Annotated in this window: 19 protein-coding genes and 1 tRNA gene; 8 read left to right on the forward strand and 12 right to left on the reverse strand. The window is 69.0% G+C overall.

The features are described from left to right. The first annotated feature begins 325 nt into the window (after positions 1-325). The gene (locus tag ACIQH8_RS09875; RefSeq protein WP_400997781.1) at positions 326-715 is read left to right on the forward strand and encodes a hypothetical protein; all 390 of its coding nucleotides are present in this window, start codon (positions 326-328) and stop codon (positions 713-715) included. Between the two features lie 567 nt (positions 716-1,282). On the opposite strand, the gene ACIQH8_RS09880 is transcribed toward ACIQH8_RS09875, so the two are convergent. From ACIQH8_RS09880 to ACIQH8_RS09900, 5 genes are read right to left on the reverse strand one after another with little or no spacing between them, the layout of a single operon-like run. Next, positions 1,283-3,751: a glycoside hydrolase family 2 TIM barrel-domain containing protein gene (locus ACIQH8_RS09880; protein WP_400997785.1), complete on the reverse strand. Its 2,469-nt coding sequence runs from the start codon at positions 3,749-3,751 to the stop codon at positions 1,283-1,285. Continuing rightward, a complete protein-coding gene (locus ACIQH8_RS09885; protein WP_400997788.1) occupies positions 3,748-5,199 on the reverse strand; it encodes an NAD-dependent epimerase/dehydratase family protein in 1,452 nt (483 codons plus the stop codon). Before ACIQH8_RS09885 ends, ACIQH8_RS09880 begins: the two co-directional genes overlap by 4 nt. Before the next feature lie 43 nt (positions 5,200-5,242). Continuing rightward, on the reverse strand, positions 5,243-6,127 hold the full coding sequence (locus ACIQH8_RS09890) for an alpha/beta hydrolase (protein ID WP_400997791.1): 885 nt from the start codon (positions 6,125-6,127) through the stop codon (positions 5,243-5,245). Then, entirely contained in the window at positions 6,124-11,256 is a 5,133-nt protein-coding gene (locus ACIQH8_RS09895) for a family 78 glycoside hydrolase catalytic domain (RefSeq protein ID WP_400997794.1), read from the reverse strand. The genes ACIQH8_RS09890 and ACIQH8_RS09895 overlap by 4 nt, the downstream gene beginning before the upstream one ends. A gap of 54 nt (positions 11,257-11,310) precedes the next feature. After that, positions 11,311-12,660, reverse strand: coding sequence for an MFS transporter (locus tag ACIQH8_RS09900; protein WP_400997797.1), 1,350 nt, complete (start codon positions 12,658-12,660; stop codon positions 11,311-11,313). Positions 12,661-12,798: 138 nt separating this feature from the next. Here ACIQH8_RS09900 and ACIQH8_RS09905 point away from each other — a divergent pair, with 138 nt between their 5' ends. After that, positions 12,799-13,812 (forward strand): LacI family DNA-binding transcriptional regulator, encoded by a 1,014-nt coding sequence (locus tag ACIQH8_RS09905; protein ID WP_400997800.1) that lies wholly within the window; start codon positions 12,799-12,801, stop codon positions 13,810-13,812. 645 nt (positions 13,813-14,457) lie between these two features. Here ACIQH8_RS09905 and ACIQH8_RS09910 read toward each other — a convergent pair. The 4 genes from ACIQH8_RS09910 to ACIQH8_RS09925 form a co-directional block, all read right to left on the reverse strand. Then, entirely contained in the window at positions 14,458-15,099 is a 642-nt protein-coding gene (locus ACIQH8_RS09910; protein WP_400997914.1) for a DUF6226 family protein, read from the reverse strand. Between the two features lie 132 nt (positions 15,100-15,231). After that, positions 15,232-15,744, reverse strand: coding sequence for a hypothetical protein (locus tag ACIQH8_RS09915; protein ID WP_336573425.1), 513 nt, complete (start codon positions 15,742-15,744; stop codon positions 15,232-15,234). 95 nt (positions 15,745-15,839) lie between these two features. Continuing rightward, on the reverse strand, positions 15,840-16,502 hold the full coding sequence (locus ACIQH8_RS09920) for a hypothetical protein (protein WP_400997805.1): 663 nt from the start codon (positions 16,500-16,502) through the stop codon (positions 15,840-15,842). 110 nt (positions 16,503-16,612) lie between these two features. Further along, positions 16,613-16,945, reverse strand: a complete 333-nt coding sequence (locus ACIQH8_RS09925; RefSeq protein ID WP_400997808.1) for a PadR family transcriptional regulator — start codon at positions 16,943-16,945, stop codon at positions 16,613-16,615. Positions 16,946-17,053: 108 nt separating this feature from the next. On the opposite strand from ACIQH8_RS09925, the gene ACIQH8_RS09930 reads away from it, so the two are divergent. Further along, complete coding sequence (locus ACIQH8_RS09930) at positions 17,054-17,329, forward strand: hypothetical protein (protein WP_400997810.1); 276 nt, start codon at positions 17,054-17,056, stop codon at positions 17,327-17,329. Between the two features lie 42 nt (positions 17,330-17,371). Here the strand turns inward: ACIQH8_RS09930 and ACIQH8_RS09935 are convergent, their stop codons facing one another. Further along, positions 17,372-17,812, reverse strand: coding sequence for a hypothetical protein (locus ACIQH8_RS09935; RefSeq protein WP_400997813.1), 441 nt, complete (start codon positions 17,810-17,812; stop codon positions 17,372-17,374). Positions 17,813-18,089: 277 nt separating this feature from the next. Between ACIQH8_RS09935 and ACIQH8_RS09940 the strand changes: the two genes are divergently transcribed. Beyond that, the gene (locus ACIQH8_RS09940; RefSeq protein WP_400997816.1) at positions 18,090-18,212 is read left to right on the forward strand and encodes a hypothetical protein; all 123 of its coding nucleotides are present in this window, start codon (positions 18,090-18,092) and stop codon (positions 18,210-18,212) included. Between the two features lie 63 nt (positions 18,213-18,275). On the opposite strand, the gene ACIQH8_RS09945 is transcribed toward ACIQH8_RS09940, so the two are convergent. Continuing rightward, positions 18,276-19,250, reverse strand: coding sequence for a hypothetical protein (locus ACIQH8_RS09945; RefSeq protein WP_400997820.1), 975 nt, complete (start codon positions 19,248-19,250; stop codon positions 18,276-18,278). Further along, a complete protein-coding gene (locus tag ACIQH8_RS09950; RefSeq protein ID WP_400997823.1) occupies positions 19,232-19,747 on the reverse strand; it encodes an RNA polymerase sigma factor in 516 nt (171 codons plus the stop codon). Before ACIQH8_RS09950 ends, ACIQH8_RS09945 begins: the two co-directional genes overlap by 19 nt. A gap of 241 nt (positions 19,748-19,988) precedes the next feature. Here ACIQH8_RS09950 and ACIQH8_RS09955 point away from each other — a divergent pair, with 241 nt between their 5' ends. The 4 genes from ACIQH8_RS09955 (at position 19,989) to ACIQH8_RS09970 (ending at position 21,836) form a co-directional block, all read left to right on the forward strand. Next, the gene (locus tag ACIQH8_RS09955) at positions 19,989-20,123 is read left to right on the forward strand and encodes a hypothetical protein (RefSeq protein WP_400997826.1); all 135 of its coding nucleotides are present in this window, start codon (positions 19,989-19,991) and stop codon (positions 20,121-20,123) included. Positions 20,124-20,228: 105 nt separating this feature from the next. Then, positions 20,229-20,663, forward strand: a complete 435-nt coding sequence (locus ACIQH8_RS09960) for a hypothetical protein (RefSeq protein WP_400997829.1) — start codon at positions 20,229-20,231, stop codon at positions 20,661-20,663. Between the two features lie 389 nt (positions 20,664-21,052). Further along, complete coding sequence (locus ACIQH8_RS09965; RefSeq protein WP_400997832.1) at positions 21,053-21,511, forward strand: hypothetical protein; 459 nt, start codon at positions 21,053-21,055, stop codon at positions 21,509-21,511. A 253-nt stretch (positions 21,512-21,764) separates the two neighbouring features. Further along, a tRNA-Gly gene (locus ACIQH8_RS09970) sits at positions 21,765-21,836 on the forward strand. The last annotated feature ends 290 nt before the right edge of the window (positions 21,837-22,126 follow it).

The raw sequence follows: 22,126 nt of genomic DNA on the forward strand, positions 1-22,126 counted from the left end.
AGGGATGTGGTGGCTCGCGGCCTACATCTTTGCCTCTGTCGATGGTGACGTCCTTGTTCCCCTCGCTGAAGGGCGTCTTGCCGGCCTACCGACTCTGGTCCTTCTCGCACTGTTCGGGTTCGCGGGACTACTCGGGTCGGTGCGTTCGGATTCATGGTGTGGATCCTGATTTTCATCGCTTGGGAGGGCTGGCGTGGGCGCGCATAACGCCCGGTCGCTTCGCGGGTGATTCAACGAGGATCACGAAAGCGACGCTCGTCCGGTAGCCGGTCCGGGGATGACTCACGCACGATGCCCCGCACGAACCTCCCGATAGGTTGAGCGTGTGCTCGGGCAGATCGAGGTGGGCGAACTGATTCGTGTGCTCGAGGCATCGGCTGAGGGCGAACCGAGCTCGCGCGCGAGACGGATCGCGTCGGGGTTCGATCCAGGCTCGCGTCTCGCCGTCGCATTGCAGTCCGCGGGTCCGACGGCAGAGACGTTGCGCTTCAAGTACTCAATGGCGGCAGAGCGGGGAGCCAAGGTCCTCGGGCTCGATCGCCTCACTCAGACGCTGGCCCGGTTGGGCTCGGCGCGTGTTTCGGGATGCACCGTGGAAGGGACAGGTGAGTTCGCCCTGGTGTTCCTCACCGAAGACCTCACACATCTCATCGGAGTCGTATACGTCGCGCCACCCGGCGACCCCCAAAACGCTCCCGCGCTCGACGTCCGATAACCGGTCGATCTGTGAGGCTCCTGAGCCGGCCGCCGGCGCCGGGGCGGCTCACCGGGACGCAGCGTCGTTCGCAGAAGCCCTGTCCGATGAAGTGCCCGGAGAGGGCCCCCGATTCGCGTCACGCTCAGGCGCTGCGTGGCGTCAATTGCCGGCGCCGTGCGAGACTCGTCGAGAACACTGGGGGATCGACTCCGATCCCGCAATCGCGGCGCCGGAGGCACCCTCGTAGTCACTTAATAGTCACAAAATCGAGATCACGTTGATTCACTCGAGTTCACACTCCCCCGTGATTCCGGGCCTCGTGAGCCCGGGTGAAGTCGAGTGAATCACTACTGGATAACTTCTGCTTCCCAAGCAGACAGCGCGGGTTCGATTCCCGTCATCGGCTCTTCGTAAATATAACCTGATCAGGGCCGCTTTTTGTCGCGATATCGACGATCATCGATTCGATTTGTTTTCGTCATGTCACGGTTTACTCACGGTTAATGATTCGAATTGTTTTGGTCGGGGGACCCGGCTCAACACTCGATCCGCCTGCTGGCCTGTCGATCGCCGCGACACGGGGACTCAGCCGAGGGCCCTGATCTGATGGGGCTCGATCACCTGGACCAGCAGCCGATCGGAACCGAAGTGCGCACCCGTCGCCTCGATCTCCGTTTCACCGGTGCCGCGTCCCGCACGCAGGATCGCGAGTGCACGACCGCGGTACGTCGTGTGCTCGGCATCCGCGAACGATTCCTCGGTGGCGGGCGCGGCCGAACCGAAGCCCGCGAGTCGAGCCGACCCGGTGACCGTGAGCGAGACCGTGTCCGTCGCGCACATCTCGACTTCACCGTGTTCGTCGGCCAGCTCCAGCCAGACGAATGCGAGGTCATCTCCGTCGGCTTCGATCGCCGCCGCCTCGCTGCGCAAGCGCAGCGATACCGCTCCCGCGGAACGCAAGGAGGACCGGCCGGTCTCGCGGCCGTCGCGGTACCCGACCGCCACGAGCTCACCCGGCTCGTAGGGCACCCGGAAGCGCGCCACGAACCCAGCGCGGGGGCCCGCGGGACGTCGGCCGACGCGCCGGCCGTTGAGGAGCAGCTCGACCGACTCGTCTGCCGAGTACACCTCGATCTCAGCAACGCGACCTTCGCAGCCCGACCACGACCAACTCGCGACGGCATCCGAGCTGCGCCATGAGGTGCGTTGGACCTTCGCGCCGGTCAGGTCCACCGGACGCACCATGATCGCCGGGACTGATGCGAGGCCCCAAACCGCTCGCTGGAGGGCGAGCGGCGCGCCCGGCACTCCAGTGATGTCGAACGCGCCGGAGCCCGCAACGAGGGCCGGGTAGGGCTTCGCGAGCAGAGACGAGCGTCGCCCCGCGTCGTACTCCCAGGTGCCGATGCCGGTCTCGCCGAGGTAGTCCCATCCGGTCCACGCGAAGTCGCCGATCACCTGCGGCAGCCGTTCGACGCGCGACCAGATCTCGGGCAGCTCGCCGAAGAGCGACTCGGTGCCGAGGATCACGCGCGTCGGATACCGCCCGCCGTCGGCCTCATAGCGGGACCAAGCGTAGTTGTAGCCCGCGACGTCGAGCTCGGCCATGACATCGCGCGTCGCGCGATCGGCGCCGGGCAGTCGCGACAGGAGCTGCGTGAGCCTCCCCAGCCGATTTGCGATCGCGTTGATCATCGTGCTCGAGATCCACGAGGGCCGGTTCTGAGCTCCGTCCGCCTTCGGCGGTGTCGTGTCGGCATTCATGCCGGTGCGCGCCGCCATGGCGTTCAGCATGAAGTTGACCCCGGCGGTCACCGCCCGGTCGGCATCGAGATCGTGGACGAAGGCACGGAGGTCGCGGGCCACTGCGACGCCGTCGGCGGTGGAGGTTTCGGCGTTCTCGTTGCCGATCGAGTACATGATCACGCTCGGGTGCAGGCGATCCTTGCGCACCATCGAACGTGCGTCAGCGCGCCAGGTTTCGGCGAAGCGGTCGGCACCGTCGAACGCGGTCTTCGGTCGGAACCACACATCGGTGAGCTCATCGACGACGTACAAGCCGATCTCGTCGCAGGCGTCGAGGAAGTCGCGTGAGAGCGGGTTGTGGGCGCTGCGGACGGCATTGTACCCGGCGTCCTTGAGCAGTCTCGCCCGACGGAACTCCGCCGCCCGGAACGTCGCCGCACCGAGTACGCCGTTGTCGTGGTGCACGCAGGCGCCACGCAGCAGGACCGTCTCGTCGTTGACACGGAGTCCGAACTCGGGGCCGATCTCGATGGCGCGCAGGCCGGTGCGCAGCGTCACTGCGTCGAGTTCACGGCCGTGCCGGGCGAGCCGCAGGGCGAGCTCGTACAGGTGAGGGCGCTCGGCCGACCAGAAAGTCGCCTGGGGAACGACCAGCTCGAGGTGCGCCACACCGTGCGCGACCGATCCGGTCGCCCTCGCCACGGTCACACCCGCATCGAACAGGGCCGCCGAGACGACGTCGCCGTCCTCAGAGTCCCCGAGAACCGGGACCCCGACGCGGACTGTCGCATCCGACCCGGAGCGGTGTGTCGTGAGCGTGATCCCGTGACGGTCGACATGGATGGCCGGCACCGCCTCCAGCCAGACCATCCGGTAGATGCCGCTGCCGGTGTACCAGCGCGAGTTCGGCTGGGCCGAGTTGTCGACGTCGACCTCGATGACGTTCTCGGCACCGGCCCGGACGAGTCCGCCGAGCGGCACCTCGACCTCTCGGTAGGTGCTGTCCCATGTGGCGGCATCGACGTCGTTCACGCGCACCCGGGTGCGACCGGCGACCCCCTCGAAGCGCAGCGAGAGCCGCTGCGCGGCGACATCCGCCGGCGCCTGCCAGACCTTGCGGTACCGGTAGCGGCCGCCGGGGAAGTAGGCGCCGTGCGAGCCGGACGGCGCCGTCGCCGAACGGGGCTCGGCCAGCATCGCATCGTGAGGGAGATCGACCGCGCGACTGGGCTGGCCCGTGGAGTCGACGGTCCAGCCATCCGTGAATGGAACGACCCTGCGGCCCGACCCCATCGCGTCGCCGGTCACGTCGCCTCCCCGGTCACCTGCGCGAGGAATGCGTTCCGCTCGGCCTGCGTCGCGTACCCCCCGGCATCCGTCACGCAGACGGGGCACCAGTGGCCCGCGGTGAGCACGAGTCGCGGGCTGGCACTGAACTCGTGCCCGAACGCGCACGCCCACGCGATCGGCGTCGCAACGTCGCCGCGCACGACGTCGGTGCTGAGCAGCTGCCCGCCGCGGTGGGCCGCGACCTCGAGGTAGTCGAGCGCCGACCACTCGCCCGCGGGCTTCGACTCGTCGTACCCGTGGTCGAGGTACGCCGGAACGCGCGAGGGGGTCGGCGGCTCGAAAGTCGACCAGTCGCCGATCGCCGCCCATTCGGCGCGCGAGCCGAAGTGCGCCGTGATCTCGGCGTCGTCGCCGCGCCGGATCGCGGCCATGGTGCCGCGCGGCTTGCGCGTCAGCGGCTTCATGACGAGGTGCTTCACGATCCAGGCCGGCACGCGCCCGGCCGAGCGCACCGAGGCGGGCGCCGCGGCGATGGTCCGGGCGAGGGCGTCGTCGAACGTGTCACGGCGGAACGGCACGAGCTCGTCCAGCCGGTCGCTGTCGGCGTACCACTGGCCGTGGAAGTTGCGGGTGGCGAACCAGTCGCGGTCGTACCAGCGGCGGATGTCGCGGACCCCCATCGCCCGCCCGATCGCGGTCTGCAGCTCCCAGTTCGTGAGCCGCCATCCCTCGCCGCCGCCGATGTTGAAGACGCCGCCCCAGACCTCGTCGGGCACGTCGGCTTCGCAGAGGTTCGCGAGCAGTCGGGCCGAGTCCTCGGCGCTCGCCCACTCCATGACCCCGCCGAAGGGCGAGTGCGTCATGATCGGGTCGCGGATCTCGAGCATGCCGGGGTGGAAGATGCCGGTCTGCCGGAGCTGCACCCACTTGGGCAGTCCGGAGTCGACGAGGATGCGCTCGGCGACGACCTTGCTCTGCCCGTACTCGTCGTACTGCGAGACCCGGATCGGGTCGCCGACACGTCCCCAGTGGTGCGGCGGATTGCGGCTGCCGGTCTGTGCGACCGAGCCGACGCCGACGATCGCGACCGAGGCCGGGTCGGGCAGGGCGCGCACGGCCTCGACGATGTTGCGGATGCTGCCTACGTTCACGCGGTGCGCGAGTTCGGGGCGTTCGTCGGCGAGCGGCGAGACCACCGCGCCGACGTGCAGCACGACGTCGACGCGGGCGACGCAGGCGGCGACGGTCGCGGCGTCGGTGAGGTCGCCCCAGACCACCTCGAGGTTCGGCATCTCGTCGAACTCGGCGAGTGCCGCGCGGTCGCGCTCGCCGGGCAGCGCGAGCGCGACGACGTCGATGCGGTCGGCGCGATCACGGAGCTCGCGGAGCGTGGCGCGACCCCAGTTTCCGGCCGCGCCGGTGAGCAGCACGCGGCGTCGACCTCGCTGATTGAACGTTTCATTCATGGCGGATGCCTCCAGGGCTCGACGGCATCGAGCCGTCTCGGTGTCAGTGGCGGTCGAGCCAGCGGATGGCACGGCCGATGCCGCGCTCGAAGGCGGGCGTCCCCGGCCGGTCGAGGAATCCATGCACGGACTCCGGCACGATCCCGTTCGTCACGTCGACCCCGGCCTTCGCGAGCTCTGCAACGAATGCGTCGCCCGACGCGCGCAGCGAATCGCGGTCGGCGTCGAGCACGAGCGTCGGCGGCATCCCGCTCAGGTCGTGCCCGCCGGGGAACGCCCATGGGTCCTCCATCGCCTCGGGGCTGCCCGCGTAGTTGCGGTTCATGCGCTCCACCGTCGAGGGCCGGAACTGCATGAGCGAGTGAGGTCCGCGGATGCGGGCGCGCAGCGCGCGGGAGATCGGCGGCAGCGCCGCGTGGAACGTCCCGTACACGAGCAGCAGCCCGTCGGGGCGGGGCCCGCGCTCGGCGCCGAGCCGCAGCGCGGCCGCCGCGGCGAGGCATGCGCCGGCGCTCGCGCCGCCGAGCACGAGCTCGCGGCCCGCATCATCCGCCTCACGGCGCAGCGTGGCGACCGCATCGATCACGTCCTCCAGCGGAACCGGGTACCGGATGCCCTCGAGCACGCCGGGGCGCGGACGCCGCCACCAGCTCCACGGCGGCACCCGGCGGTAGTCGACCGCGACGACCGGGTGCCCGGCTGCGGCCAGCGCGAGCCCGACGGCGTGCGACTCGAGCTGGTCGAGCCCGCCGTGCGAGAACGCGCCGCCGTGCAGCCAGATCACGAGCCCGGCGGCGCGGCCCGGACCGGCGATGGCGGCCTGCGGCTGGTACCGGCGCACCGGGATCGGGCCGTGACGACCCGGGAGCACGTCGTCCCAGGCCGTCACCGAGCCCGGAGCGGTGGCCGACGCGGCCGCGCGGTTCACGCGACCGGCTCCGGCTGGGCCGCGGCGAGGCTCAGCGCGATGAACCGGTCGAGCACGTCGTCGGCGAGGTCGACGCCGGGGAACCGTGCGAACTGGCCCATCGGCATCGATTCGACCATCTTCAGGGCGTTCGCGTTCGCCTCGGCGGCGGCCTGTTGCTCGGCCGTGGCGTTCGCCATCATGCCCTGCATGAGCGCGGGCCCGACGACGGGGTGGCCGAACCACTCCTTGACCGTCGAGTCGAGGCTGAGCGCCGCGGGCCGGTCGACGTCGCCGTCGAGGGCGAGGTCGCGTGCCGCGACGATGTCGCTCGCCGAGCGGCCGAGCTCGAGGCGGTAGGTGCCGGGGGCGACCCACCAGCGGGAGCCGCGCGCATCCCAGTGCGCGAACGCACGTCGTTCGAGTTCGAGCGAGACGGTGGTCGCCTCGCCGGCAGCGAGCTCGACCTTCGCGAAGGCGCCCAGTTCACGGACCGGGCGGCGGACCTCCGAGGACGCGGGCGCGACGTAGAGCTGCACGACCTCGGCGCCGGCAACGTCACCGGTGTTCCGCACGGTGACCCGCGCCACGGCGGTGTCGGACGCGGTCGCCTCGATGTCGAACGACTCGACCTCGAAGCCGGTATAGCTCAAGCCGTGTCCGAACGGGTACCGCACGGCACGGTCGGCGCTCGTGTAGTAGCGGTACCCGACGAACACGCCCTCGCCGTGCCGCACGACCTCCTGCTCACCGGGGAAGTTCAGGTACCCCGGGGTGTCGGCGAGCGCGAGCGGGATGGTCTCGGCGAGCCGGCCCGATGGGTTCACCGCACCGGTGAGCACGTCGGCGAGCGCGCCGCCGACGGCTTGGCCGAGCGCCCAGCCCTCGACGATCGCGTCGACGTCGTCGTGCCAGGGCTCGAGCGAGACCACGCCGCCGTTGGACAGGACCACGACGGTGCGCTTCACGACGGCGGCGACCGCCTGGATCGCGGCGACCTGCGCGGCGGGCAGGTCGAGGTGCTCGCGGTCGAAGCCCTCCGATTGGTCGATCTCGTACAGCCCGGCGAACACGACGGCGACGTCGGCGGATGCCGCGGCGGCGCGCGCCTCGGCGAGCAGCGCGTCGGCGGTCTCGTCGCCGGCTCCACGCGCGTACCCGGCCGCGTAGTCGACCTGCTCCTCGCCGAGCGCGCGGCGAAGCTCGTCGAGCGGAACGTCGACGTGGGTCGGGTTCACGTGCGAGCTGCCCCCGCCCTGGTACTGCGGGTCCACCGCGAGCTCGCCGATCACGGCGACGCGCTGGCCGGCGCGCAGCGGGAGGGTGGCGTCCTCGTTGCGGAGCAGCACCACCGACGCCGCGGCGGCACGGCGGGCGAGCACGTGGTGCGCGTCGACGTCGAACGCGGAGCGTGCGTCCGCGACATCCGTGGACGGAGCCGTCTGCTCGGCCAGACGCCGCAGCCGCTCGACGCTCGCCTCGACCACCGACCGGTCGATCCGCCCGTCGCGCACCGCCGCGAGGATCGCGTCGGTCCCCTCGTCGCCGGTGCTGGGCATCTCGAGGTCGAGTCCCGCGGCGAGTGCCTCGACGCGGTCCTTGATCGCGCCCCAGTCCGAGACGACGAGGCCGTCGAAACCCCATTCGTCGCGCAGCAGCTCGGTCAGCAGCCATCGATTCTCCGACGAGAACACGCCGTTGATCGCGTTGTACGCGCTCATGACCGTCGCCGGCGCGGCATCCTTCACGACCCGCTCGAACGCGGGCAGGTAGATCTCGCGCAGCGTGCGCTCGTCGACCTCGGCGCTCACGCGCATGCGGTCGGTCTCCTGGCTGTTCACGGCGAAGTGCTTGAGCGACGCGCCGACGCCGGTCGACTGCAGGCCGCGCACCCACTCCGTCGCGAGCACGCCCGTCAGCCGTGGGTCCTCGGAGAGGTACTCGAACGTACGGCCGCCGAGCGGCGAGCGCTTGATGTTGATGCCGGGCCCGAGCACGACGTCGACGCCGAGCGCGCGGGCCTCGCGGCCGATGGCCTCGCCGATCTCACGGGCGAGCGCCGGATCCCAGCTCGAGCCGAGCGCGACCCCGGGCGGGAAGCACGTCGCCGGCACGCTCGCGTTGAGGCCGAGGTGATCTTCGCCCTCGCGCTGCAGGCGGATGCCGTGCGGCCCGTCGACGAGCGTGAGCGAACGGATGCCGCGTCCTTCGCGCGTCGCCCAGAAGCTCGCGCCGCTCAGCAGCGCGGCCTGCTCGGCGAGGTCGGCCTCGGCCGCCGCTGCCTCCTCATCCGTGGGCTCGGGCGCGGTGAGCACGTCGGCCGGCACCTCTTCGCCCGCCGAGACGGCGGCGAACCCGCGCTCGAGGTCGGCGAGCACGGAATCGGGATGGGGCAGCAGCGCCGCGATCTGCCGGGGCGTGAGCTCGTCCTGTCCCCGGAATCCGGCCGACATGTGCTCGGCGGCCTCGGGCACGTACTTGGTGATTACGCCCGTCAACACACTGAGCGCGGCGGTGTCGTCGATGAGGTCGCCCAGCGAGGTGTCGACCGTGACGACGGCTCGCTCCACTGACTCGACCTCGAACGACTCGGTGAACGCGTACGTGCCGTGCTCGAGGCCGAGGTGCTCGCTGCCCGAGGGCAGCACGACATCCGCGGTCGCGCCGACCGGCACGGTCACCTCGAGCTGGAGCGCGCCGTCGGCGAGCCGCCAGGCGCTCGACGCCGTTCCGTACGGCGTGCGCAGCTTCGCCGACGCCGAGGTGAGTCCACGGCGGGGCGGCTGCGGTGCGAACCGGATCCGGCGGTACCCCGGGGCGTCCGGCGCGAGTCCCGCGACGACCCGGTGCAGCCAGTCGCCCACCGCGCCGAACGCATAGTGGTTGAATGACGTCATCCCTGCGGGGTTCACGGTGCCGTCCGGCAGCATCGAGTCCCAGCGCTCCCAGATGGTGGTCGCGCCCTGCTTCACGGCGTACAGCCACGACGGCGCCTCGGTCTGCAGCAACAGGCGGTACGCGACATCCGCGTGGCCGTTGGCGCTCAGCGCGTCGGTGATCAGCGGGGTGCCGATGAAGCCGGTCGCGATGCGGAATCCGTTGCCGCGCACGATGTCGGCGAGCTGGTCGGCGGCGTGGCGGCGCTCCCCGGCGTCGGGAATCAGGTCGAACTGGAGTGCGAGCGCGTAGGCGGTCGCCGAGTCCGAGAGCAGGCGGCCCGACCGCGCGACGTACTCGCGGTGGAACGCGGCGCGCACCTCGTCGGCGAGTGCGCCGTAGTGCGCGGCGTCGGCGTCACGCCCGAGGAGCGCCGCGGCATCCGCCACGATGCGCGCCGACCGGGCGAAGTAGGCGGTCGCCACGATCTCGGGATAGGTCTGCGCGGCCTCGGGCCGGCCGGCAGGCGCGAGCGGGTCGAGCCAGTCGCCGAACTGGAACCCGGCGCTCCAGATGCGGTCCTCGCCCGCGGCCGCCTCGACTTGGTCTACCCACGCCGCCATGCTGTCGAACTGATGCTCGAGCACGCCGAGGTCGCCGAAGCGCTCGTACATCGTCCAGGGGACCACGGTCGCGGCATCCGCCCAACCCGCCGTGGGCCCGGTATTGCCGACCGTGATCGCCGGCACGATCATCGGCACGCCGCCATACCTGGTCTGCTCGGCTGCCAGGTCGCGCAGCCACGATGCGAGGAATCCCGACGCGTCGGCGAGGAAGGACGCGGTCGGCGCGAAGACCTGCAGGTCGCCGGTCCACCCGAGTCGCTCATCGCGCTGCGGGCAGTCGGTGGGCACGTCGACGAAGTTGCCGCGCATGCTCCACACGACGTTCTCGTGCAGGCGCTCGACGAGCGGGTCGGATGCCGCGAACTCGCCGGTGCGCTCCAGGTCGCTGCTGAGCACCTCGGCGACGATCGCGGCGGGGTCGAACTCGCCCGGCCAGCCGTCGACCTCGGCATACCGGAACCCGTGGAAGGTGAACCGCGGCGCCCAGGTCTCCTCTCCGTCGCCGCGGAGCGTGTAGCGGTCGGTCGCCTTCGCAGTGCGCAGCGGCCCGGTCGCGAGCTCGCCGTGCTCGAGCACCTCGGCGTGACGGAGCGTCACGACCGCGCCGGCCTCGCCCGAGACCGTGATGCGGAGGCGACCGACGAGGTTCTGCCCGAAGTCCAGGATTCGCTTGCCCGACGGGCTCGTGATCACCTCGCGCACGGGCAGCGTCTCGACCACGCGCACCGGCGGGCCGTCGGGCGCGACGAGCGTGGCGGGGTCGCGATCCTGGGCGACGGATGCCTCCCAGCCCGCGTCGTCGACGTCGGCCGTCGACCACGCCGCCTCGTGAGCGCGTGCGTCGAAGTCCTCGCCGTCGTAGAGGTCGGACGCCCGGATCGCACTCACGCCGACCTTCCAGTCGGTGCCGGATGCCACGACCTGCCGCCGCCCGTCGGCGTACTCGACCTCGAGCTGCGCGAGCACGCCGAGCCGGTCGCCGTAGAACGCGTTGCGGCCGTCCCAGCCGAGGCGCCCACGCCACCAGCCGTCGCCGAGCCACGCACCGAGCACGTTGCGACCCGGACGCAGCAGGTCGGTCACGTCGAACGTCGCGTATCGAAGGCGCGACTCGTACGCCGACCATCCCGGCGTCAGCTCGTGGTCGCCGACGCGGGCGCCGTTCACCTCGAGCTCGACCAGCCCGTGCGCGGTCGCGTAGAGGCGCGCCCGGACGATCGGCACGTCGTCGAGGTCGGCGATGCCGCGCACCAGCGGCGATCGCTCCCCCGCGAACGCGCCTTCGGGGTCCGGACCGACCATCCGCGCCTGCCAGTCCGACGGCTCGAGCAGGCCGGCCTCGACCGCGGACCATTCGCTCCATTCCGACGCCGCGCCGCCTTCCCCGGTCACTCGGACCCGCACCTCGCGCCGCTCGCGGGATGCCAGCGGGGCGAACGGCCACGGCATGAGCACCGAATCGGCGCTGTCGACGGCGTGCGAGGCCGGCGCCGCACCATCCGTCGCCCTCGACTCGACCTCGTAGCGCGCCTGACGCCACCCGGCGGGTGCCGACTCGACGATCCAGCTGAGGCGAGGCTCGGCCTCGCCGATGCCGAGCGCGTCGCGGTGGTGCTCGAAGCGGACGGGAGTGATGGTGATGTTCACGAGGGGTCCTTCGGTGGGTGGATCGAGGCGATGGCGGCCGGCCGGCGGTGCGGCTCAGCGCACCGAGCGGATGCGGAGGATGACGAGGCCGCCGGCGAGCACGAGCGCCGCGGCGACGATGAAGAGGAGCGAGTAGTTCTTGTCGCCGCCCGTGACCCCCACGAGGAGGATCGCAGAGGCGACGAGCGGGCCGGCGGACTGCGGGATCGAGGTGGCGAAGCCGGTGATGCCCATGAACCGGCCGGCGTCGGTGGTCTTCTCGGGCAGCACGTCCAGCAGGAGCGCCTGGTCGACGGCCGAGAACATGCCGATGCCCGTCGAGACGATGAGCGACCCGGCGATGAGCAGCGGAAGGTCGGACGACACCGCCATGAGCACCATGCCGACGGCCATGAGCGCACCACCAGTGACGACGAAGACCTTCCGGCGACGGAACCGGTCGGAGAGGAACCCGCCGCCGAGTGCGCCCGCGGTCACGGCGAGCACGCCGACGCCGCCGAGGGTGGCGATGATGCCGGCCACCTCGGTGACGTCGACGCCGAGGCGGTTCGCGAAGAAGAACGCCGTGAACGTGGTGTTCAGCGTGAGGCCGAAGTAGAAGAGGAAGCGGCCCAGCCAGTTCCACGAGAAGTCGGGGTAGCGGCGCGGGTCGTACACGTACTTGCGCAGCAGGCCGACGACGGTCAGCGCATCCTTCGGCAGACCCCGGCTGTCGTCCTCGTGCACGAGCGTGACGAGCACGACGCCGACGGCGCCGGGGATGAGGAACAGCAGCAGCGCATCGCCGGTGAAGCCGACGGTGAGGATCACGCCGAAGACGGGCGCGACCTGCGTGGCGAAGCCGGTGAGCCCGGCGACCTTGCCGCGCTGCTCCTCGGGCAGCCGGTCGGCCGTCGAGTTCTGGAGGTTACCCAGCACCGTGCCCCAGCCCCACTGCGCGAGCACCCAGCCGAGGCCGAGCACGAACACGTTCGGCGCGAGCGCCATCACGACGAGCGAGATGACGCCGACGACCATGCCACCGATCATGAACGGTCGGCGACGGCCGATGGCCGTTCGGGTGCGGTCGCTCCACACGCCCATGAACGGCGCGGTGAGCATGACGAAGAGCGCGCCGGCGCCGGTGATGTAGCCGAGGAGTTCCTCGCGACCGGGGGCGAGCTCGTTCAGCCGGATCGACAGCGAGATCGCCAGCGGGGTGATGAAGGCCATGAAGACGCCGAACTGCGCCAGCACCATGAACCAGATGTACCGAGCGTTCACCTTGGGCAGGTCGCCCGCGGCGTCATGCCGCTGCTCGGCATCGTGTTCCTCTGCGATCGCCTCGGGGTCGACGGTCGCGGTGGGCAGCGGGGAGGGCACCGGGGTGACGATGGGCTCGTCGTCGCGGTCGATGGGATTCATCAGGACTCCGTTGTCAGGTGAGTGGGGACAGTGTCTGTGAAATTCGCTTGACTGGCTACTAGCGCGTGCTAGTGCGTGGAGCCGATGCTACATTGAGGGACTAGCGCGCGCAAGTATCGTGTCAGTAGGAGGTTGCCGATGTCGCAGACGACCAGTCAACGCCGGGTCACGGCAGCCGATATCGCCCGCTCCCTCGGCATCTCCCGCGCGACGGTGGGCTTCGTCCTGAACGACACGCCCGGCCAGACCATCTCGGAGGCGACCCGCACCCGCGTGCTTGATGAGGCCAAGCGGCTGGGCTACCGCACCAACATCGCGGCCCGCGCCCTCGCCAGCGGACGCTCGCGCATCGTGCTGCTCGTGCTGCCTGACTGGCCACTCGACTTCAACCTCCGGCGCAATATCGAAGAGGCTTCGCTCGCACTCGACGAGGCCGGCTACGCGCTCATCACCTACACGGCGCATCCCACGGGCCACGCCCGCCCGCTCTGGGAGACCCTGCAACCCGACCTGGTCATGTCGATGACACCCTGGGCTCCCGGGCAGGCGGCCGCGATCCGAGCGGCCGGAGTCGCACGCATCATCCCGGACCCCGAACATGCGACCGTTGAGGAGTGGACGGAGGACGGGCCCAGCCTTCAGATCCGCCACCTGTACGACCTCGGGCACCGCACGATCGCGTTCGCCGGCTCAGCCGACCCGCGCGTCGCGGACCTCGTACGGCTGCGGCGACGTGCCGCCGAGCAGGCCGCGGACTCGCTCGGCCTCGATGCGCTGCCCACCGACGACCTGGAGTTGACGGATGCCTCGGCCCGTGCTGCGCTCAGCACCTGGCGCGCTCAGGGGGTCACGGCCGTGGCGGCGTACAACGACGATGTGGGCGGCGCCCTGGTAGGCGCCGCGCTTCGCACGGGGCTCTCCGTGCCCGGCGAACTCTCCGTCATCGGCCACGACGACACCCCCCTCGCGTCGATGCTGGAGCCGACCCTGTCCACGATCCGTGTGGATACGGCTGGCCTCGGCCGCTTCTTCGCCGACCTCGCGCTCAGCGCGGTCGAGGGGCGCCCCGCGCCGAGTGTCGCCCCCGAGCTGCGCGCGACGCTGGTCGAGCGCGCATCCACGGCGCCGCGCGGCGCGGTATCGCTCGCGTAATGCTTGAGTCGTCAGGGAGCGGCGTGCGGATCGCCGAGCTCAAACCCGCCGACCGACACGGTGGACGGCGGCACCAGTGTTCGCGCCGCAAGTCAGGTGCGCCTTGTCGGCGGACGAGCGCCGGAGCTCCCGAGCCTGGAGCCGCTCACGGTTAACTCACGGTTTTGCCGAGCTCACCCGGACTCACTCGAGTTCACTTTCCGCGTGATTCCGCCGCTCGTGAACCCGAGTGAACCACCGTGAACCGCCACTTAGGAACTTCTGCTTCCCAAGCAGACAGCGCGGGCTCGATTCCCGTCATCGGCTCTTCGGAAATTCCCTGATCAGATGCACTTTCCATGCTCCCGCAGCAGGCGTGCAATCCCACAGAACGCACGGAAACAGTCCACGCGGATCCACCTCGATAGGTTCATGGGGGCTGATCAGGGATTTCGACTACAACGGCGCCGCGCCTCTCGATTGCAAAATCGCTCTTGTAGTCACTTAATAGTCACAAATTCGAGCGGACCCTCGCCTCAGCGGAGCTGACAACACCGTCGTGTCCACCGGCTCGAGCACGGTTAATCGACCGTGTGACGAGCTCGGTGCGACGGTTCGGTCCACCGCCGTCGCCGGCAGCGGACGATTTGAGTGATCGAAGGTTGGTCAGCGCGCCAGCGCCGGCCACGGGTGCCACAGCCCATCGGCGGGAGCGAGGTGGCGGGCGCGTTCGAGGCGCTCGACCGGTACTTCGTCTGTTCGAGATTGACCCGAGTTGGTGCGGACGCCGGGTTCTTCCAAGCGGTATCCGAGCCAACCGCTCGCATGCGGTTCCACCGACTCGCTGTAGCGGCCAGTGACGACCATTCGGACCGTCCACTCGAGCTCGTCGGCGAGGGAAAGGACATCGTCATCGCAGGCGTCGCACCCGCACACCGGGAAGTGGAAGTCGTGCAGCACCCCCGCGTGCAGGTAAACACCGGGGAATGAGGTCAGCACGAACGTCAGCGTCGCAGACTCAGTCGACCTGGGCGTCAATCGCACCGAGTGAATCGGATCGCCCGGTTGCAGCAGCAGATCCGCTACCACCTGCGGGCCGGTCTCGACCTCGACATCGAACACGGTCCGCAGCCACTCGATCACTGCACGCGCGACGGTGTGCAGGCCCGCGAAGCGATCGAGGTTGCTGGTGCGCGAGTAGGCGTCCTCAGGAGGCCCGTTCACGCCCCACCGCCTGCCGTACTCGATCGGAGCGCCATCCTCATCGACATACACACTCGCCGGGAGCTCGGGTCGCTCGTAGCCCATCACACCTCGACGGTACGCGGCTCAGTTGGCTCGGCGCCGGATCGCGGCCGGAGAGGATCTCTCCACGGAGTGAGTTTCGGGTTCAAGCCCCGTAACTCGGTCTGCTCGCCGGCGATCTCTCAGCGGGCCGCGTCAATGGTCGCGGGCAGCAGGTGCGGCGCGGCGCGCTCGAAGCGCGAGAACGATCGCGAGAGCGATCGCGGAAACGAGGGCAGTCGCGCTGGTCAGGAAGAGCAACGCCGACCAGCGCGAATGGTCCCCGCCGGAGATCATGAAGGTATCGGCGAGGGCCATACCGGCAGGGAATGACGCAGCGAAGTAGGCGGGAGCACCGAGAGCGACGATGACCAGCATCATGACCGCGACGACCCCTGGCCGCGGGCCCGGCGCCGTGATGGCGTAGAGCATGACGAGGGCTGCAAGGAGGAGACCGAGACTGACGAAAACGACGACCGGGAAGGGCGGCAACGATTCACCTGCCTCGGCCACGGCAGCCTGAATCTCCGCAAGAGTGAGGTCCGGCGCGGCCGCCATGGGGTTGAGCACGAGAATCTGCAGCGCACCCAAGACGGCGTATGCGGCCACGATCACGAAGCCCACGATGGCGATTGTCACGGCAGACTTGGAAATCGGGTGGACCATCATGGATCACCCTAGGTGGCACTCGGCTCGCAGGGCCCGACGAACACGATGAAGTCGGCGCAAGGACGATCCCTCAACGAGCCACCGTCGAGTAGGTCTCACGATGGCTTCGCTTGCGGCTCGAGTCTGCGGGCGTGTCGGGCTGCGATCGCGATCACCGCGATGACGGCGACGAGCACTGCCACCTGCGCGAATGCAATGCCTATGTCGGCTCCGGGGATCGGCAGGGCTGCCGCGGCGATGTCGCCGATCAGCATGTAGCCGAACAGCGCGAGTAGCGCACTGAGTGAGATAGCGGTGGCGAGGGGCGTTTGCCAGGGCAGGGCGGCGATCACGCCGAAGCCGACGATCAGCACGGTCGTGGGCAGGCTCGGTCCGAGCCAGCCGAACAGCGCCGCCAGCAGGGAGAGGAAGCTCTGCGTGCCAACGGCGCCGAGTGCTATCCAGCGCGCGGCAGCGTTGCGCCCTGTTGCTGCTGCGGCAAGCGCCACGACGAAGAGCCCGGCGACGATCACGGTCGGATTACTGAAGGGTCCCAACGCTCCTGGGTAGACGACCCCGGGCGACCAGGCGATCACCGACACGTAGAACAGCAGGAACGCGACCGCGAGCACGAGCGGGACCATCACGGCAGCCCGCCGGCCCTCTGCCACGCCGAACCGGTGTCGGAGGCCACCGATGGCCAGCGCAAGCCGGTCGCCGAGCCGCGGGCGGACGTCGCCGCGCGCGTCGGCCTGGTCGAGCAGGATGCCGACGACCACCGCCTCATGCTCGGCGCGCCAATCGGCGGGGTACCACCGCAGCATCCGCCGGTACCGTTCAGCCCGCCCCGTCTCACCCATTCGTCTACTTCCGTTCGTGCCAGCCGAGTTCATTGCGCTGTTGCCGATCTCAAGCCCAACCGGATCCGGGCAAGTCGCGCGGCGGTCTCCATGCGTTCCAGCTCAGCCGCCACGGCCTGCTCACCGAGCTCAGTGATGCGGAAGTATCGGCGCAGCCGACCGTCGACCGCTTCGTCACCGTCCGCGGCCACGAGCCCCTCGCGCTGCAGGCGCTCAAGGACCGCGTACAGCGTCGCCACTTTGAGCTCCACGCGCCCGTCCGAGGCGTCGCGGACCTCTTGCAGCAGCGCGTAGCCGTGCCGGCGTCCGCCGCTCAGGGAAACCAACGTCCAGAACGTCGGTTCTCGCATCTCAGACCTCATGACAGCGAGAATACTCCACTCATTGGAATAAGGGAACCCTGGCCCACGAACCGACAGGCGATCCCTCACTGCGAGCGTGCAGGCGGCGATGCTCAGTACTGTGGCGCCATGCAGCGAATGCCAGCGCCCCTACTCGTCGCACTCATCCTTTCGGGCGTTCTCGTAGTCACCGGTGCGTTGGTGATACTCCTTGCGCCTCAGGCATCAGCGTCCTTCGGATGGTTCGCCTACCAGCCGCTCTCCGACGCGGTGTTCGTCCCCGGCGGGTTCATCGTCCTAACGCAGGCAGCCATTGTCGGCGCGGTCCTGGCGATCGTGGGCCTCATCGGACTTGCTGCCGTCGTTGGCTTCGCCCTCGGCCGTCGCCGTCGCGGGGCCGAGTAGACGACCCCTCACCGATACGAGCCTGGGCTGCGTAGGGATGCGCTACTCCAGCTCGAGAACGTAATCCGTCTCGTAGTCTGCGAACTGCACCGTGACCGTGACCGGCCGTCCGTCCACCGCAGACGGCAGCTGGAATACATGAGACGTTGGCGCCATGTCTGCCGTGCAGGGGTTGCGCGGTGACGGACCGAACTCGATCTGGACCTCGTCTGCGTCGAGCACTTCCAGCTCGCCGGCGACAGCCGGACAGCTGCTGCTACCCATGGTGATCACCCCGAACTCGGTCTCGCTCACCCAGCCGACGACCGGTCGACCGTTGAGGGGGTCCGGATCCGGGCCATCCCATCCCGGCAACGTGCCCTTGACCACTCGGTCGGCTCGCGACCCGTCACCGAAGAAGCCGCTGCCTGGGAGACCGGCTCCGCAGCCAGCGAGCGTCAACAACCCTGCGACCGCAAGGCCGCCCGCCGCCACCTGCGTCACTCGCTTCCGACCGTGGTTCCAACGTGACGCCCTCATATCGAGATGGTGTCTCGACAACGCCTCCCCGCGACAGCGGGCATGGGTCCGTTACACATCCGATGCGGAAGGCCAGGCCCGATCGCGCCGGATCCTCGCGGCGGTGGGCCTCGTCGGTCGTCCCGTTCGACGTGACTAAGTTGGTCGCATGGGAGACGAAGACGACTCCACCCGAACGCCCGAACGAATCTCGAATAAGCCCGAGCCGCCCTACCAAGCGCTCCTTCCAGAGTTCGACAAGATGAGCCGCTCCTCACTCGAGAAGGGCACCGTGAGCCGGCGGCGCATCCATCGCGCCCTGCTCCTGCTCGCGCTCATACCGATCGCGGTGCTCGCGGCCGTCTTCCTGCCGCAGCTGCTCTAAGCCCAGCGCAGAAATTCCTCAATGCGGCGCACGGCCTTGGCCAGACGCGGGTCTGGCAGCGGGTCAATCTCCGTTCTGCCCGGTTTCCCAGGCTGTGTAGCTGACGACCGCGGGTGCCTGGATGTCCGTGCGGTCCTTTCCCACGTAGGTGGTCTCGGAGGAGAGGATGCCCAGTCCGGTGTCGGAGATGATGATCCGATCGACGTACTCGCCGGGGGCTCGGCTGTCGGTGGTGAAGGAGATCCCGGTCCGTCCGAGCCGATCGGTCACACGTCCCTCGACCTCGAGCTCGGGCAGCGTGGCGAGGAACTCGAGCGTTGCCCGGGTCTGCGCACCGGTCAGAGCACGCTCACCGAGCAGGTCACGCACGAGGTTCAGGTAATCCCCGGTGGCCGGGTCGGGCACCACCGAGCCGGCCTGGAGGAACTCGGGGTAGGCGGCAGCATCCGTCGGCGGCTCGGCGAACACGTACGGGAACTCACCGGGCGGGAAGTCCTGCTCCCAGATCAGTTCCCCGACCTGGTACCCGTCGACCTCGGTCTTGTTGCCGTCCGAGTCGTAGGGTTCGCCGCGGCGCACCTCGATCCGGGAACCTTCCGGCCGGTGCTCGACGACGCGGACCTCGGGTTCGACGGCGACCGACTGAACCACCCCTTCTTCTCCGATGGTCAGCGCCAGAGCCCAGGACTGGAACCGGATCGACTCGGCCGCTGGGGTGTCGGGCAGTTCCTCGCTGAGACGCATGAGCAGGTCCTTCGACGTCCCCTCGACGGGAGTGACCGTGAGCAGTGGCGGGGTCGCGGTGGCATAGACCGGCGCCGACCGCGCCGTGAGCATCCCGACCGCGACGGCCAAGAGAACCGCGATCGCCGCCGCGACCGAGAGGTAGATCGGTGACCGCCGCGGCCGCTGCGGTCGCACACGGCCCGTCATGATCTCCTGCATGGTCGATGCTGCCACCGGGGTGAGTGGGTCGCCGCGGCGAGGCAGGGCCGGGCGGGCCTGCTCGAGGCGTCTGGTCAGTTCGAACTCGTCCACGACACCTCCTCCGGGTTCGTTGCGTCCTCGCTGAGGGCGTCCTGCAGCTTCTTGCGTGCCCGGTGCAACCGCACCCGCAACGTCGCCGGGGTGCAGCCGAGGATCCGGGCGATCTCCTCCCGGGAGAGGTCCTCCCAGTACGCCATCCAGATCAACTCCCGATCCGCCAGCTCCAACCGGTTCACCGCCGCTCGCACATCCAGCACCGCGTCCGACGCCCCATCCACCAGGGTGGGGTGGTGCCTGCCGGCTTGTTCGATGCGCCGCAGGTGTCGTGCGCGGCTCCGGTAGTGGTTGCCCACGACGTTGCGGAGGGTGACGTACAACCATTCGATCGTGAACACGTGGTCGGCCGCGTCTCGCCGCCGCCATGCCTGGGCGAACACCTCCGCGGCCGCGTCCTGGGCGTCGGACACGTCGCTCAACCGGTTGAACGCCGCCGCCACGATCACCGGATGATACGTACGGAACAGCTCCTGGAACGCGCCGTCAACCATGCCGACCTGACGTCGGCACAGCAGCGGAGAACACCCTCACATTCTCAACTGTTTCCAGATGACCGCTGAGCGTTACCGGCTCGCGTCGTCTCGTTCTGGTGAGCCTGCAAAGTGAGGACCATCGCCTTGCGTAACGCTCGGCGGTCAGGCGGAAACATCCCGAGTACGGTCGCCCAGGCGACCCCGCCCCGGCAGGGTGCAGTGCCGCATCGCAGCCGAGGCCGAACTGGAACGAGATGACATGACTCCGCACGACCCGACCCTTCCCGACCCCCGCCAAGCGACCGCCGACCCGTCCGCGGTCCGGATGCCGTCGATCGTCTCGATCGACATCACCGCGTACCTGCCCGCACCCGACAGCGAACCGACCGCGTAACGTAGCCGCCCCGGCGACACCCACGTTCGCTGAGCTCTGCGGGGCAGGTCTGCCGGGCCGCGCAGTCGAGCACACTGAGAGCACCGATCGAAAGGTACCTGGCACATGCAACTCGTCCGCACCGCTGCCGTCCCGCTCGCAGTCGCAGCCACGTTCGCCTTGGCTGGCTGCACTGCGGCGGCGGCCGAGACTACGGCGCCTGAATCCTCCTCCGCGTCGACCAGCCAGACCTGCCTCGACCTCGCGTTCCCGCTGACCATCGCTTGGAACGCGATCGCCGCGCCCGAGGGCGAGGCCAGTATCGAGACCCGTGATGGCATGGTCCGATCTGCGAGCAAAGAGCTCACCGCCATCGCCGAGACGACCGAGCCAGGCTCGCATCTCCGCGTAATCGTTGAGGCGACCGCAACCGCCACTGGCGCGCTCTCGCCCGGCGACAGCGCGACGCAGGACGCATTCACCGATTCCGTCGGAGCGGTCGTCGAGCTCTGCGAGTCGAACGGCGAACCGCTCGAACTGACCGGCTGGTACGGCGGCTGACATGCCACCCTCCCGCCCACGCCGGCAGGCGGCCATCGGCATCTCGGCCACGCTGGGCGCGGGTTCGCCCCTGAGCGCGTCTCAGGGTCCGGTGTCCAGGGCGTAACGGACTGGCCTTTGTCGGAAATGTCCCCAGTACAAGCCTGTGAGGGCTGAAGCGAAGGCCGCCACCGCGCCCCCGTGCGCCATGCCGACAACTGCAAGAAGGAGCACCATGACCGCCCCGACCGACCCCGCAGACATCGAACTCGCTCTCACCGAGCCGATCGACATCACGGCCTACCTGCCCAACCCGGCGGACGAACCGTCCTGACACCTGACCGGTAGCGGTCCGTCGGGCAGCGCAGGCCGATCCGCAACCGGGACGCTCACGATCAGAGAGTTCTCCGATGGTCATATCCGGGCAGCACGTTCCCACAGTGCGCTTCACACTGCTTGCCCTGTTCGTCCTCGCCCTCCTGCTGCAGTTCTGGGTCATACCTAGCGCTGCTGCCCGGGCTGCAATCGACTACCCGGAGTATGCGTACCTCGAGCGCCCTTATGTCATCGCCACCGGAGTCGCGCTCGCATTGTTCGAGCTCGCCCTCCTTGCCGCGTGGCAAGTATTGTCTGCCTCGACCACAGACCAACGCCCTCCGCGACGGAAACGGTGGGCGTTGATCTTGACCATCGCCCTCGCTTCTTCGGGCGTGGTGTTGGCAGGTACCTTCATCCACGCCGGATCCATTGCACGCGTCGGTGGCCCGCCAATGTTCCTCGGCCTGCTCGCCTCCCTCGCCGTCGTTGTAGGTGCGGTCGCTCTGAGGCGCACGGCATCCGAGCTCACCGTTGCAGATGCCGAGGATTGATCGGCTGGCGAACCGATCTTTAATTTATCCGACCGTTCGATACGCGAACAGTGCGCCTTTCAGCGTGGCCATTATGGGACGATGGGTGCAATCTGGGTCCCGCGGTTCAGCGCGGGAACGAACTTGGTGCGCATGCATCCTCGGAACGCTGGACGTCGCCTCGTAGTCACTTAATGGTCACAAAATCGAGATCACGTTGACTCACTGGAGTTCACACCTCCCCGTGATTCCGGGGCTCGTGAGCCCGAGTGAAGCCGAGTGAATCACTACTGGATAACTTCTGCTTCCCAAGCAGACAGCGCGGGTTCGATTCCCGTCATCGGCTCTTCGCAAATCCCGTGATCAGACGCACTTTCCATGCTCCAAGAGCAGGCGTGCAATCCCACATATCGCACGGAAACAGTCCACGCGGATGCACCTCGATAGGTTCACGGCGCTGATCAGGGATTTCGACTACAACCGAGCCGAAACTCTCGATTGCAAACCGGCTCTCGTAGTCACTTAATAGTCACAAATTCGAGCGGACCCTACGACTTATGGGTCTGCTGCACGAATAGGTGACAGGTTGGTTTAGGCCGCGAGGGCCAGGTTGTTGGTCATGATGGTCTCGAACTC

Source organism: Agromyces sp. GXQ0307 (assembly GCF_044769845.1).
GTDB lineage: Bacteria > Actinomycetota > Actinomycetes > Actinomycetales > Microbacteriaceae > Agromyces.

Bases quoted from the DNA above. Each gene is read 5' to 3' on its own strand.
- ACIQH8_RS09955 (WP_400997826.1), top strand. From the start codon at position 19,989: ATGACTCCGCACGACCCGACCCTTCCCGACCCCCGCCAAGCGACCGCC.
- ACIQH8_RS09950 (WP_400997823.1), bottom strand. From the start codon at position 19,747: ATGGTTGACGGCGCGTTCCAGGAGCTGTTCCGTACGTATCATCCGGTG.
- ACIQH8_RS09905 (WP_400997800.1), top strand. From the start codon at position 12,799: ATGTCGCAGACGACCAGTCAACGCCGGGTCACGGCAGCCGATATCGCC.
- ACIQH8_RS09900 (WP_400997797.1), bottom strand. From the start codon at position 12,660: ATGAATCCCATCGACCGCGACGACGAGCCCATCGTCACCCCGGTGCCC.
- ACIQH8_RS09940 (WP_400997816.1), top strand. From the start codon at position 18,090: ATGAGCCGCTCCTCACTCGAGAAGGGCACCGTGAGCCGGCGGCGCATC.
- ACIQH8_RS09915 (WP_336573425.1), bottom strand. From the start codon at position 15,744: ATGATGGTCCACCCGATTTCCAAGTCTGCCGTGACAATCGCCATCGTG.
- ACIQH8_RS09910 (WP_400997914.1), bottom strand. From the start codon at position 15,099: ATGGGCTACGAGCGACCCGAGCTCCCGGCGAGTGTGTATGTCGATGAG.
- ACIQH8_RS09925 (WP_400997808.1), bottom strand. From the start codon at position 16,945: ATGAGGTCTGAGATGCGAGAACCGACGTTCTGGACGTTGGTTTCCCTG.
- ACIQH8_RS09930 (WP_400997810.1), top strand. From the start codon at position 17,054: ATGCAGCGAATGCCAGCGCCCCTACTCGTCGCACTCATCCTTTCGGGC.
- ACIQH8_RS09965 (WP_400997832.1), top strand. From the start codon at position 21,053: ATGGTCATATCCGGGCAGCACGTTCCCACAGTGCGCTTCACACTGCTT.
- ACIQH8_RS09885 (WP_400997788.1), bottom strand. From the start codon at position 5,199: ATGAATGAAACGTTCAATCAGCGAGGTCGACGCCGCGTGCTGCTCACC.
- ACIQH8_RS09960 (WP_400997829.1), top strand. From the start codon at position 20,229: ATGCAACTCGTCCGCACCGCTGCCGTCCCGCTCGCAGTCGCAGCCACG.